The sequence below is a fragment of the Ruegeria sp. BC3 genome (assembly GCF_056539265.1).
In genome coordinates, this window is sequence record NZ_JBQFUP010000004.1 from 323,045 (window position 1) to 336,600 (window position 13,556).

At 55.9% G+C, this 13,556-nt stretch carries 12 protein-coding genes and 1 tRNA gene; 6 read left to right on the forward strand and 7 right to left on the reverse strand.

From position 1 onward, the window contains the following. The first annotated feature begins 253 nt into the window (after nt 1-253). From ACR0MV_RS13525 to ACR0MV_RS13535, 3 genes are all read left to right on the forward strand, one after another. Nucleotides 254-3,541, forward strand: a complete 3,288-nt coding sequence (locus tag ACR0MV_RS13525) for a hypothetical protein (RefSeq protein WP_480702431.1) — start codon at nt 254-256, stop codon at nt 3,539-3,541. A gap of 70 nt (nt 3,542-3,611) precedes the next feature. After that, the gene (locus tag ACR0MV_RS13530; protein WP_170467182.1) at nt 3,612-3,983 is read left to right on the forward strand and encodes a cupin domain-containing protein; all 372 of its coding nucleotides are present in this window, start codon (nt 3,612-3,614) and stop codon (nt 3,981-3,983) included. Between the two features lie 137 nt (nt 3,984-4,120). Beyond that, nucleotides 4,121-4,444: a hypothetical protein gene (locus tag ACR0MV_RS13535; protein ID WP_170467184.1), complete on the forward strand. Its 324-nt coding sequence runs from the start codon at nt 4,121-4,123 to the stop codon at nt 4,442-4,444. On the opposite strand, the gene ACR0MV_RS13540 is transcribed toward ACR0MV_RS13535, so the two are convergent. The 5 genes from ACR0MV_RS13540 to ACR0MV_RS13560 form a co-directional block, all read right to left on the reverse strand. Then, nucleotides 4,423-5,694, reverse strand: coding sequence for a DUF6538 domain-containing protein (locus ACR0MV_RS13540; protein WP_170467186.1), 1,272 nt, complete (start codon nt 5,692-5,694; stop codon nt 4,423-4,425). The genes ACR0MV_RS13535 and ACR0MV_RS13540 overlap by 22 nt on opposite strands. Before the next feature lie 140 nt (nt 5,695-5,834). Continuing rightward, nucleotides 5,835-5,924 (reverse strand) — tRNA-Ser (locus tag ACR0MV_RS13545). A gap of 166 nt (nt 5,925-6,090) precedes the next feature. Next, nucleotides 6,091-7,158 carry a hypothetical protein gene (locus ACR0MV_RS13550; protein WP_480702432.1) on the reverse strand — a complete coding sequence of 356 codons (1,068 nt, stop codon included), beginning with the start codon at nt 7,156-7,158 and terminating at the stop codon, nt 6,091-6,093. 118 nt (nt 7,159-7,276) lie between these two features. Continuing rightward, nucleotides 7,277-7,594 carry a DUF3775 domain-containing protein gene (locus tag ACR0MV_RS13555; RefSeq protein ID WP_170425698.1) on the reverse strand — a complete coding sequence of 106 codons (318 nt, stop codon included), beginning with the start codon at nt 7,592-7,594 and terminating at the stop codon, nt 7,277-7,279. Between the two features lie 86 nt (nt 7,595-7,680). Next, nucleotides 7,681-8,454 carry a DUF1365 domain-containing protein gene (locus tag ACR0MV_RS13560; protein ID WP_170425701.1) on the reverse strand — a complete coding sequence of 258 codons (774 nt, stop codon included), beginning with the start codon at nt 8,452-8,454 and terminating at the stop codon, nt 7,681-7,683. 149 nt (nt 8,455-8,603) lie between these two features. Here ACR0MV_RS13560 and ACR0MV_RS13565 point away from each other — a divergent pair, with 149 nt between their 5' ends. The 3 genes from ACR0MV_RS13565 to ACR0MV_RS13575 are packed head-to-tail and all read left to right on the forward strand — an operon-like array spanning nt 8,604 to nt 10,384. Beyond that, a complete protein-coding gene (locus ACR0MV_RS13565; RefSeq protein WP_170425703.1) occupies nt 8,604-9,260 on the forward strand; it encodes a sigma-70 family RNA polymerase sigma factor in 657 nt (218 codons plus the stop codon). Between the two features lie 10 nt (nt 9,261-9,270). Then, a complete protein-coding gene (locus ACR0MV_RS13570) occupies nt 9,271-9,921 on the forward strand; it encodes a ChrR family anti-sigma-E factor (protein WP_170425704.1) in 651 nt (216 codons plus the stop codon). Nucleotides 9,922-9,976: 55 nt separating this feature from the next. Next, entirely contained in the window at nt 9,977-10,384 is a 408-nt protein-coding gene (locus ACR0MV_RS13575) for a hypothetical protein (RefSeq protein WP_480702433.1), read from the forward strand. Between the two features lie 3 nt (nt 10,385-10,387). Here ACR0MV_RS13575 and ACR0MV_RS13580 read toward each other — a convergent pair whose 3' ends face one another. Then, nucleotides 10,388-11,617: a DNA recombination protein RmuC gene (locus ACR0MV_RS13580; RefSeq protein ID WP_480702434.1), complete on the reverse strand. Its 1,230-nt coding sequence runs from the start codon at nt 11,615-11,617 to the stop codon at nt 10,388-10,390. A 52-nt stretch (nt 11,618-11,669) separates the two neighbouring features. Beyond that, nucleotides 11,670-13,520 (reverse strand): DNA mismatch repair endonuclease MutL, encoded by a 1,851-nt coding sequence (gene mutL, locus ACR0MV_RS13585; RefSeq protein WP_480702435.1) that lies wholly within the window; start codon nt 13,518-13,520, stop codon nt 11,670-11,672. Between the last annotated feature and the right edge of the window lie 36 nt (nt 13,521-13,556).

A 13,556-nucleotide genomic window follows, 5' to 3' on the forward strand; every position in this document is an offset into this window, starting at 1 on the left:
TCTTTCGTTAACCTTTGATCCTAGAAATCCAGTTCCTTCGCTCTGAATCCGCCCGAATTTCAGCCGGTCCCAGGAAACCTCCCAGCTTTAATTCTGGCGAAACCCAGATGTCCGAGTGTGCGCGTGCCGGCAATCCCGCCGGCCAACAGCAAGAGCCGCCGGGCCGGAGAATGTGCAGTGACCAACGAAAGACCTATTTCAGCACCAATTCATTTTGATCGCTTTCCGTCCTGCGGATCCAAGAGCAGTCAATTTGAAACAGAAAACACATTCCGAAGAATACCAGCCTGCCAAATTCACAATATTGGAAGCCCGGCCAGGACGTATTCAAACAAAACGATTTCATGAAGGTGGCGTAGACAACTCGAGCCGGGCACGAAACTTCACATTTGAAGAGCGAGAAGTTTCGGATTTTGAAGACCTTCTTGCCCTAATCTCCGAACTCTCTCAATCAGTGCAAAAGGTTGCGGTGTCTGGATCTGTGAAGGAAGAGGTCCGCCATCACAAAAAAATCCGCCGTTTGGCCAAACCACGAAATGGCGCGAATCCAACTCTCGAAGACCTTGGCTGCTCCTGGCTACATTTCGACATCGATGATGTTGAACGCCCAGATCACCTGGACTGGGGAGATCCGCAGGCCCTGGCCGAATGGACCTGGCGCAATATCTGCCATGGATTGCCTGCGCTCAAGGATCTCTCGGTTGTCTGGCAAGCATCCTCGAGTGCTGCGACTGCCGGCAAAGACCATCTGGCCAAATTCCATTTCTACTGCCTTGCAGATCGCCCCCTCCTTGCACATGAGCGGCACCACCTTTTTGAACAGGTTGGCAGCGACGAAAGTCTGGCTCGGATTGCACAGCCAAACTACATCGCAGCCCCGGTATTTGACGGGGTTCCCGATCCATTGGAAGGAACGCCAAGGATTGGGATCATAAGGAAAGAGCAAGAAAGACTGGACACGAGTTCGATAGCGTTTCCAAAAGAAGTGAAGAGAAGCAAACGCCAGACAAGGAATGGAAAGCCTTCCAAATCCTTGCCTTCGAAGGCCAATTCTTCTTCAGCAAAGACAATCACTACCAAGACAGGCGAAGCGCAGCTTTCGAAATCCTGTGCCAAGCTTGCCAGAGGAACGGATCGGAACACATCCATCTATAATGAATCCCAACTCATCGGAGGGTTTGTCAGTGCTGGCGAAATCTGTGAAGCCGAAGCGCTTGAAAGGCTTCTGAAGGCCGCCCACCAAACCGGGCACGACCGATATGAGGAAGCCGTAAGAAACGGGCTTCGGGATGGCCTGGCGCGTCCAATAGGTGGGGCCTCAGATGCGGAGGAACCCGCCCCCTATTATCCGCATAGCGCGATCCCAAAAGACCAAGCCATCGCAATGCATGCCAAGACTATTGAGGTCTGGGGAAACGAAGCTTTGGCATTTCTTCGCAAGCAAAGCCCAGGCAACCCTTCGCAAGGCAAAGATAGTCCACCCCGTGTTTTGCTTTCCGGGGCGCAGGGGGTTGGCAAAACCGCTGCCCTAGTTGGCCGCAATAGGCGGCCTGGCTTTCTACACAGCACTGAAGGCTTGGTGTCATTGATGCTTTTGCCAGATCACGAGAAGGTAGAAGAAGCCTTCAATGACTATAAGAGAAATGCACCCGCATCGGCTCCGCCAGCCATTTCCCTCAAGGGGCGCAATCGACCCGATCCAGAGGCCGACAATGACACCGTCAAAATGTGCCGGATCTATCCAACGGCGAGGAAGTTGTCGGAGCTTGGCTTTTCGATCCGATCCACCCTCTGCAAGAAATGCCCTTTTCAGATGGATTGTGGCTATCTCCGTCAGGAAGCTGACATCAAAGCACAGCTGAAGACCAAAGCTGGCTTGGTGATCTTTGCCCCGCATGAATACGGTCATCTTCCTTTGCCAGCAGAAACTTTGCCAGATCTTACCGTTTTTGATGAGCGGCCGCGCGATTTTGGGAAGGAAGAAGCCCATGTGTCGCTCATTGAGCTGACTGAAACTCTTCTGCCGCCTGCTAAAAACCAAAACCAACGAGGCGTTGAAATCGGGGATGCCATCGTCCTGCAAGATCAGGCGATTTCTCCAGTGAAGTCAGCCCTGCTGGCTGTGGCTGGAACCGGAGCGGGTGTTCAAATGGAGCGACTGCGCGATCTGGGCGTCTCACCTGAGCTGTTGCGAACCGACATCAGGCATCTGGAGGAGCTAAAAACTGGCAATACGAACCGGGCTCTAAGGCCTCTTTTCGCATGCAAGGATGACACCATCGGTGAGGCCCAGCTTGGTGTCATCGGCAGTCGCCTTAATAGTAGCAAGGCCAGCCACGCAAGGCGTCTTCAGATGCTATGCGAATGCCTGCTGGCCGATATGGAAAGCGGTTTGGCCACCTCAAGTGCCGTGTTTGCTGATGTCGAAAGAGCGCGTCCGGCGCAGCATCAGGCAGGCTATACTGCGGTTCGCCTGCGCAATCTGAAAAATATCACCGGACGCCCGTTTTTGTATCTGGATGGCACAGCAAATGCTGATCTGTCTCGTCTGCTGTTCGGCTCGGATTTGGAAACGCATCACTACCCGGTGGAACGAAACGCAAAGGTCATGCAAATTTTGGGCTGCAATTTTTCCAAGCGCAGGTTGAGCCTGAAAGCACAGGAGAAACAGCGCACTTACGGAAGTATTAGAACGCAAAACGATACACTGCGTGACTTTGTAAATGGCGTGGTTGCGCGATACCCGAGTGCCGCTGTGTTCGGGACAAAAGACGTGATTGCTTCCTTGGATTTTGACCGCCCCGGACGGGCTGGCCACTTCGGCAAGCTCAGGGGTCAGAACAAGTGGGAAGCGTTTAACCAGGCTATCGTCATTGGTCGCGAACAACCTGGGCATTTGGATGTCGAACGCATTGCCAGAGCCTATGCCTCCGCAGCGGGAGAAGAATTCCAGCCGGGTGACTACGTCAAGCAACGCCGCGGCATCAGAGTGAAAAAAGGCAGCCATTCAATAGATGTATTTGCACATCGTGACCCTTGGGGAGACCGCATTCTGCAACAGATACGCGAAGCCGAGATCGAGCAGGCAATGGATCGTGTCAGACTAATCCACAATACCCAGCCAAAGGAGGTCTTCTTGATGTCACCCGTGGTGGCGAACGTAACCGTAGGTAGGATCGTAGAATGGCTGGATTTCAAGAAGGGAGGCAGCAAGGTTGACAAGGCCATTGCGAAATACGGGCTGATTTTCCAGTCACCGGCCGATTGCAACCGGTACATGCCTGAGTTCTGGCGGTCCAGACAAGTTGCCGCCACCGACAAAAACCGCGCGAAGCTTCTGTCAAAAGATCCATGTAGTATAGAACCATATGGGGGATTTGACGGTGAGAGCCTCCCTCTCCGTATCGAGTTCTGGCCAACGGTTGAGGCGGGCAAGAAGCCACCAAGCAAAGAGGCCTTGGTGTTTGCCCCGGAAAGTCAGGTGCGGGAAAAACTGGAGCGGTTCCTGAAGATCTCAGAGTTCCGCGTTCTCAACTTGTAGGACTCCAAAGAAACCGCCATCGTTGCCGAGAGGACCGTTCTCAAACGGTTAGCCTGCGGGAGAAAATAGAATGATCAAATATGTTTTAGGCGACGATGTCGGTCCTCTTGAGCACTGGCCTTTCGACAATCCCGCAAGCGGATATCAGATCAAAGAAGGCTCCCCGCAGGCATCAGGCCGCATGGATGCTGGCGGGCCAGGCCATACGACGCGCACGGGCATCTGGCGCTGCACCAAGGGCGTTTTTGAATGCACCGAGCAAGGCGATGAACTGATGACCATCCTGTCCGGTCGATGCCGGATGACCAACCTGACCAGTGGCGAGGTTCAAGAGTTGGGCCCGGGCGACAGTCTCTTTGTGCGTGATGGCAGCCGGGTGGTCTGGGACATCATCGAAGACGTGACAAAGGTGTTTTTCGGCCATAAAGCGGACGGGTTTTGACGGTGCACCGGCCACATGATTGAGTTTCGCCCGCTTTTCTAGGGCGTCCAGATTTGGAGCCAACGCACAAATTCTTTAACGTCAGATAAATCGAAAGATCTTAAAAATCGGGCAAACAAAAACAGAGGCATAGCCCGATGCATGTAGAATTTCACGAGGCAAATAGTTTCCCTGCCAGCCGCAGTTTTTCGGATCTCAAGGCAATTAATAAATACACCAACAGAGCTCGCGACGGTCAAAAGTTTGGTCCTCAAAAAAGAAAGGCAGAAAGAACGTTAGTTCGCGAAATCGCTCGTGTGACGTCCGCGCTCGAAAAGGCTGCGCTTCTTGTGATCAAGGACCCAACTTATGTTCCTATAATGGAGCGGCTTGAACATGAACTTTGTCAGATGCAGGAACAGCTTGCCAACTGCCCGGTGGAAAGGGCGTTGGCCATTGTTCAAAAGAAGGAAATTTCTTGAAGGATGCGGGCTTTGTGCTCAAGCGAAGCACCATCACCATATCGTTGTTCTTGAAGAGCATGGCCGAAGAGATCGCGTCTAATCCGGTTATCAACTTCAGCCGCGATCATTCGATCCTCAAATGCATGACGGAGTGAGTACATAACATGTCTATCGGACTCCATCAGACCATTGGATCTCAAATACTTGTTAACTGTGTTAGAAAGTGACGCTTTGCCTTTGTAGCTGGGAAAACCGTTCGGACATTCTTGGAACGCTTCAAGGCTAACGCCAACAAGAGGAATAGTTCGCTTGGAGGCATTGTTCTTCAAGTGTCGCCCGACCGGTGCGATTTCAATGTAGGGAACAGAACCCTCAAGATGGATGCGAGCCCTGTCCAGATTTGCGGCTTCGCTAGGTCGATACCCTGTATTGATCATACCCAACAAAATGCACCGCGCCTCGGTGTTTAATCCACTCAAAGCACCTTCAGACAAAATACGATTACGAATCCAATCGTCGGAGAATGATGGTCGAGATCGCCTCTCTGGTTCCTTCAAACTCAGACCAGACAGAGGCAAATCAATCTTAAGTCGCTTTTTTTCGTTAACTGTTTTTAGAATATCACCTAGGTGCGTGAAGTCCTTGTTAGCAGAGTTCTGTGTAACTTCGCCCATTTCAATTCGCTCAATCCACATCTCCCGGAAATCCAACAAATCATCCCGAGTGATCTCGGAAATTGCCACGTCTCCGGCGACCGCGATGAAATTCTTCACCGCTTTCTTCCGTGGGTTCTTCCACCTGCGAATCTGATCAGCGTCTTTACCTAGTGTCCTATCCCTGGCGAGGGACCAATACATTTCCAACGCTTGGGAAACCGAAATCTCCGGTGCAGCAACGGCGCCCAACAGAGCCTTCGCTTCGAACGTGTCTGGGCTGCCTTGCACAACTGGAATCGCCTCAACTCGTTTCAGCAATTCTTCGAGAGGAAGCTCAGCAACCTTCGGCATTTCCAAGTACCGAAACCCCCTCGATCTAGCCAAGTTTTGTGCTGCGCTAAACTGCTTTTCAGCTTCTACGGTGTCGCCGGCAAGGCGAGCTTCCCAGCTATCCAACATCTTCGCCCAAACAGATGGCGCTTTCTCCATTGCCAAACTCAGTGAATCGGTTTTCAGGCTGATCCAGACGGTTTTTCGTTCTTCGACGCTGGCGAAACGGCGTGGAACGCGCCTAACGATACAGTAAATAGAGCCTCTGAGTTTAACATTCACAGTTCAACAGCCTCCAAGCATGAAGAGATTTGTGCAGCAAAATGTGCAGCAAAAAACATCCAGCCTCAAGCGGGGAGTCAGTCAATCCAGCTGAAAATCAACTATTTACAGTGATTTAGAGGCAGGCTCTTGCTGGATAATGGCGGAGACGAAGGGATTCGAACCCTCGAGACGGTTTCCCGCCTACTCCCTTAGCAGGGGAGCGCCTTCGACCACTCGGCCACGTCTCCGCTGGCCGGTATATCCTTGCCTGTCGACCAGATACAAGGCGATTTTGATCGACGGAGGTATTTTTCTGAAAACGACCTCACCAGTGACTTTGCGGATACGAAACTGATGCAAATGGACGTTTCAGTGTCCCGCCAACTTTCACGGCAAGCGAAGCCAACTGTTCCGTCAGCCCGGCGCATTGCCAGTAATCGTGGTGCGGATCACGAACTCGGTGGCTGGGTCCAGAGCGTCACTGGCCAATAGTGCCTCGAAGGTTGGGGTTAGTGTGTCCGTGTCCCAAGGGCGGACTGCAAGTGCAATCCAGATCGCGAGGGTGCTGTCTGAGTCCAACAGGCGCTGAAAGACGTCGAGGATTTTCGGCTGCAGTTCTGGGTGAGCTGAGCCACCATCGGACAGGCTGCGGATCAGCAACCGTTTTTCGTCAATCGCGCGATCAGAGCGCGCCAGGGCGCTTTCGATACTGGAAACTGCTATCGCACGATCGACCTCAATCCCTGCCAGACCCCAATCATAGAGGTTTAAACCGCCGCCGCGCAGTGCATCCTGATACCGAAGCCGCACGCGGTCTTTGGCCTCTGGGTCGGACTGAAGCCCAAGCAACCGGATGAAAGCAGGAGCATAGGCAAGGCGATTGGGATTTCGCATCTCTTGCAGCAGTTGCACTGTCGGTACAGCGTCCGTCAGATGCGCGACAGACTGATACGGTGCGCGATGGATTTCGATCAACGCCGCATTGCGCAACAGGCGGTCCTCGTGCGTCAGGTAAGGGCTGAAAAATGCAACACGCGCATCCTTGTCAGACCAGTCTTTGCCCTCCTCCCGCAGGGCATGCAGAAATTGCGCGCGTTGCGGCGTCATCAAGAATGCTTTGGTCCAGCTGCTGCTCCCGCCTCGACCGGCTTTGTCCCGATACCCGGAACCGTAAATCGTCAGAACCGTCCGGCTTGGATCAGCACGAAAGGCTGCGCGGGTCACGCTATCGACCAGAAACGGGATCGCAGGCAACGCCGCGACTTGCTCTGGTGTGCCTTTCAGAACCGAAATGGGTACGAAACGGAACGGGTTTTCGGGCGACGGAGCAGCCAAAACAAGGACACGAGCCGACAGGATGCGATCGGCCAGCGAATACTCCGGCAACTCAACACACACGCCGCAGGCCTGCGCCGGGCGCGGAACAGGCCCGAATCCAACGCAAAATGCAAGAACCACAATCATATGCAGTGTATGCCGCATAGGTGATGCTCCGTTCCCCCAACAGCCTAGTGCACAGGGCTGCTTTCGGATTTAGCGGGTAGCGTACCCTATTAATCCGGTTTCGGCGAATGGATTGCGGCTTAAGCTGCCGTGACCCTCACATCAGGTCGTTTTCCACATCCTCTGCCGAGATGCCCAAAGCGTCCAAACCGTTTTCCAGATGGTCCGACAAATGCGGTGTTCCAATCAGATAGTCGGCGCAGGGTGTCGACGCCTCGGACTTGGCGGTGGCGATAGCCTCGGCCAGATCTTCTGCGAAAAAGCTTTCGCGACCCACCCACATGACGGCCACCAGCTCGGCCTGTTCGTCCTCGCTCATGCGGTCGATGAAGGCGCGCAGCTCACCCTCGGCACGATCCAGCTCGCGCCCCATCATGGCGACCTGAGCGATCTTCCTTGCCGATATTTCCATCATGACCAAACTCCTTGTGTTCGCGGTTCCACGAACAACCCAATCATTGGACTAGGACCGCGTCTTTGATCTTGGACAAAAAACCTCGGTTATGGTTTGCGACTGCGCGAGATCGGGTGGTCGGGGACCGGAGACGTGCGAAACGGAACGAAACGCGCTTTCTTGATCTTGAGTTTCAGCGCCTGCCACACAATCAGAAAGAACGTCCGCCGCGCCCCAAAAGGTCGGCGCAGCAACGACCACGCAATGCTGCGGTTGCTCAACCGCGCGCGGGGGCCGGTCAGGGTGGCGATCAAACCGCCATTGGCGCGCCCATAGTCGATCCAGACGCCCACACGTTCCGGTCGGTAGTCAAAGCGGAACGTGTAGTTGCCTTCGATCTTCTGGAACGGCGAGACATGCATCAGTTTATCCGCAACGATGCGGTCCGATGGCTGGATCGCTGTAAAACCGGGGTTGTGGCACAAATAGCTGTGGCGCGTGCCATAGGTGTTCGTCACCTCGGCCACGACCGCATACAATTGCCCGGTCGCATTGAAACAGAACCAGAAGCTGACCGGGTTGAAAACATGCCCCAACACGCGCGGCTGCGTCAGAAGCTCAAGCCTGGCGGGTTGTTCCACACCCATCTCGTCAAAACGGTCACGCAGCCATGGTGCGCCTTGACCGTGCCCCGGTTCGCCTCCGTGATCCCGCTCGCGCCAACTCATGGCATTTGGACGATTGATCGAAAACAGAAACGGAGTCTTCGGCAGGTTTTCCGGGTCCAGCAGAATATAGTCGATCGAATAACGGAATGCGTTTTCGATCGCGCCTTTGCGCCCATGAAACGTGTGGCCTGAAATGTGGTCGATCTGGTTCATCTCGGGCTGATTTCCACTTTGCCTGTAAACCGTTCAAACGGCATTGTTTTTCGCAGGATGTTCATACTTGGTATACGAATTCGGGCCTGAAATGGATTAATTTATTCGCGCAAGGTGATCCAGCTTGGGACGCGCTGCGTAATGTGGTTATGTTTACCGAGATCGATACCGCGACCTTGGATGAACCGGTGGCCACCAGGCCTGCACAAAAACCTTGGCGCGCGAAGAAACGCATCAGGGGTAAACCGGTGAACGGAGCGGGTGACAGTTGTGACGCAAGGGCTGAGTGGGTTGACCACGTCAGACGCATAAGGGACGCGCAGGATCAGGCCGCATTTGCTGAACTGTTTCAGCATTTCGCGCCGCGTATCAAAGCGTTCCTGATCAAGTCGGGCTCTGACCCGGCACTTGCGGAAGAATGTGCACAGGAAGTCATGGCCACTCTTTGGCACAAGGCGCACCTGTTCGATCCCGCGCGGGCGACCGTGGCCACATGGGTGTTCACGATAGCCCGGAACAAGCGCATTGACGTTCTGCGCAAGCAACGCCGACCCGAACCCGAAGATCTGGGATGGGGCCCCGAGGCGGAACCTGAACAGGACGACGTTATTGCGTTGCAACAGGAAACCGCGCAACTGCGGGACGCTCTGTCAGCGTTGCCAGAGGCGCAGAGACAACTGATCGAGAAAGCCTATTTTGGCGATCTGAGTCACCGGGAAATCGCATCCCAGACCGGATTGCCACTGGGCACGATCAAATCACGGATACGGCTGGCGCTGGACCGCTTGCGCCATGCGATGAACTGAGATGACGAGTATGAGCAACAAGATCAAACATCACCTGACAGACGACCTGCTGATGGCTTACGCCGCAGGCTCTCTGCCCGAGGCTTTCGACCTGATGGTCGCAACGCACTTGTCCCTGTGTGATCACTGTCGTGCGCGGGCAGAAAGTTTTGACGCTGTCGGCGGGCACGTTCTCGAGGAACAGGGCGACGTCGTTGCAATGAACGAAAAGTCGCTGGCTGAAACGATGGCACTGATTGCCAAAGGCGCGCCGATCGCCAAACCGAAACGCGCGCGGTGCTCGGTGCTGCCAACCCCGCTGCAAGATTACGTCGGAGGCGACGTGAACGACATCCGTTGGCGCCCGATTGGCATGGGCGTCAAACAGGCGATCCTTCCGACATCTGGCGACGCCATGGCACGTCTGTTGTTCATCCCTGCCGGAACGGCAGTGCCGGACCACAGCCACAAGGGCATGGAGTTGACTATGGTCCTGCAGGGTGCGTTTTCGGACGAGGTTGACCATTTCGCGCGCGGTGATGTCGAGATTGCAGACCAAGACCTGCATCACACGCCCACGGCCGATATCACCGAAGACTGCATTTGTTTGGCGGTCACAGACGCGCCACTCAAATTCAACAAACTGATGCCGCGTCTGTTCCAGCCGTTCCTGCGAATCTGACCGATAAGCGTCAACGTGCTACGCTGGCTCGGTAAAACGATTGGTGGAGACACAAATGATGTTGCGTTTTTTGATCCCGACACTTGCCCTTTTGGGCTTTGCGTCCTTGGCGACAGCCCAAAGGGCAGCGGATGTAAAGTTCCAGCCCGGCAACTTCGGCACAATGGTCAACGGCACCATCACGGGCGACGAGTATTTCGACTACATGCTGGGTGCAAAAGCCGGGCAAGAGATGTTTGCCGATCTCAAGGTCAGTGACACGAATGGCAATGGCGTGATCTACTTCAACATCCTCCCGCCGGGAAGCGATGGTGCGGCGATCTATAACGGTTCAATCGACGGCAACACGGCCCGCATCGATCTGCCTGAGGACGGAGATTATACGATCCGTGTCTACTTGATGGGCAACGACCGCGATACCGGTAAGACGGTCGGCTACAATCTGGACCTGTCGATCCAGTAGCGCTCAGGCCTCAGATTTGCCCAGTGGCACGACGTTGGGATGTTCGTCCGGGGCCAATTCTTCAAAATCGAAGTTGTCCAAACGCTGAGCCCGGCGTCCGGCTTTTTCGGCGCTGATCTTGATCTCCGAGATGTCCTTGGCCGCTTGCCCGAAATGCCGATCCAGGTTCGAGACGCGATCACCCAGACGCTCGACATCGTTGTGCAGCATGCCAAGCTCTTTGCGGATCGCCCCTGCCTGCTCCCGCATACGCGCGTCTTTCAGAATTGCGCGCATTGTGTTCAACGTTGCCATGCAGGTGGTGGGCGACACGATCCAGACACGTTTGCTGAAACTCTCTTGCACCAGTTCGGGGAACTTTGCGTGCAGCTCGGCATAGACCGCCTCGGACGGCAGGAACATCAGCGCGCCATCGGCGGTTTCGCCGTCCAGTATATATTTTTCCGAGATATCGGTGATGTGCTTGCGCACCGTGCTGCGGAACATCTGAACGGCCGCCTTCAGCTCAATGTCATTGGTCGAACCAATCAGCGCTTCGTAAGCTTCCAAGGGGAACTTACTGTCAATGACAATCGGTCCCGGAGGGTTCGGCAGGTTGATCAGGCAATCCGCCCTTCGCCCGTTCGACAGGGTTGCCTGCAACTGAAAGCTGTCTGATGGCAGTGCCTTGGACACAATATCGTTCAGCTGAATCTCACCAAACGCGCCGCGCGTTTGTTTGTTCGACAGGATATCCTGCAACGACAGAACATCGCCCGACAGTTTGGTGATATTGTCCTGCGCCTTGTCGATGGCCGCCAGACGTTCCTGCAATTGGGTCAGCGAGGTTGCGGTCTGCTTGGATGAACCATGCAGTGACTCCTTCATCCGCTCTTGCATCTCGGCCAACGCACGCGCCGATTTCATCGCGTTATCCGCCAGCCGGTCGTTCATCTGCTGCTGAACCGAGGACAGGCGGGACTCGACCGTCTGGATCACTTGCACCTGGGCATTGGCCTGTGTGTCCGAGACATGCTGCAACCCGCCGCGTAGCTGTTCCTGCCCTTGCCCCAGTTGCTGAACGTGCTGCCCCAGATGCGCCATCTGCCGGGCCAGTGGTTCTGCCATTCGAGCGGACCGCTGCGCTGCCCGCAACGACAGGAACAACAGCAGCAGGATCAGCGCGACAAGCCCGCCCACGGCAAGGATCACGGGGTCGTTCAACGCATATTGGGTTCCTGCAATCTCGATCATGTCGCCTCGAATGTTCTTGTTTTATTCTTCATAGCCCGGCAAGGCCACCGGATCAACTGCGTCCGAACAGGCGTTCGATATCGCTCAGTTTCAATTCCACATAGGTTGGTCGCCCATGGTTGCACTGACCTGAGTGCGGCGTCGCCTCCATCTCGCGCAGCAAGGCGTTCATTTCCTCGGCCCGCATACGGCGGCCCGACCGGACCGAGCCATGGCAGGCGACCCGGCTGAGGATCGCCTCGATCCGCGCCTTTACTGTCTGGCTTTCCCCCTGATCGGCCAGTTCGTCCAGAATATCCAGAATCATCGCCCGGGCGTCGACCTCACCCAGAATGGCAGGCGTTTCCCGCACGGCGATGGCCCCACCACCAAAGGGTTCCAGCGTCAAACCAAGGCGTGAGAGATCATCCGAAACTGCCATCAACCGCGTGCAGTCGCTGTCGGACAACTCCACGATCTCGGGGATCAGCAGAGCCTGTGCCGCGACACCGTTCTCAGCCATCTGGGTCTTGAGCTTTTCATACACCAGACGCTCATGCGCTGCGTGCTGATCGACAATTACCATGCCATCGGCGGTCTGGGCGATGATGTAGTTCTCATGCACCTGTCCGCGCGCGGCCCCCAAAGGCAGATCCTCGACCGGAGCCTCGGGGGTGGGTGCCGGAGTCGGCTCTACCACACTGCCGCTGTAGTCATGGGACAGCTCGGCAAAGCCCTGAGCCTGCGCCTGATACGCAACTTGCCGCGCGGCGGGTGATAGACGGTCCATCTGATACACTCGCGCAGGCGCAGGTTGCGCTGGTTCCGGTCGCATCGCGCCCAAAGTCGCGTTCGCCACAGTCGTGGATGCGCGGTGCCCTGCATCGGCCAGCGCGTGCCGAAGGGCCGAAACAATCAATCCCCGTGCCACGCCGGGATCACGGAAGCGGACCTCAGATTTGGCCGGATGAACATTGACGTCCACCAATGTCGGGTCGCAGTCGATGAACAGCGCCGCCGCCGGGTGACGGTCGCGGCTGAGGAAATCGAAATAGGCCGCACGCAGCGCGCCTGTCAGCATCTTATCTCGCACGGGGCGGCCATTCACGAACAGGTATTGCGCCACCGCCGCGCCCCGGGAATAGGTCGGCAAGGCGGCATAACCGTACAGGCGAATTCCTTCACGGATGGCGTCGATCTGTAAGGCATTCTCGGCAAATTCGCGCCCGATCACCCGGGCCAGACGGGCATGCAGCGCATCGAACAGATCGCCATTCTCACGATCGGCGCGGAAGGTCACGCGCCCCTCGCCCCCGCCCGAAACATCGCGCAGGGTGAAGGTGATTGCCGGCTCCGCCATGGCCAATCTTTTGACGGTGTCAGTGATCGCCTGAGCCTCTGCCCGGTCGGTGCGCATGAACTTGAGGCGCGCGGGCGTTGCAAAGAACAGATCGCGCAGCTCGACCACCGTTCCCGCACGCAATGCTGCGGGTTTCACAGCCTCCATCCGGCCACCAGATACGTGGACCTGCGCTGCCTCGCCCCCCGGCACACGGCTGGTGATCGTCAGCCTGCCAACCGCGCCCAGAGAGGGCAGCGCCTCACCCCGGAATCCGAAGGTGTGGATATTCAGCAGATCAGTGCCGTCGATTTTCGAAGTCGCGTGGCGAGACAAGGCCAGAGGCAAATCCGCGGCGGCAATCCCACATCCGTCATCGGTGACGCGAATCAACGTCTTGCCGCCATCGGCAATGTCGATCGCGATCCGTGTTGCACCGGCGTCGATGGCGTTTTCCACCAATTCCTTGACCGCAGAGGCCGGACGCTCAACAACCTCGCCCGCCGCGATACGGTTGATCGCTGCGTCATCAAGCTGCCGGATAACCGGGCGGTTTTCGCTGATATTGGGGTTTGCCTGCGCCATACCACCAGACCTAGCACAAGCGCGCACGATTCTGCC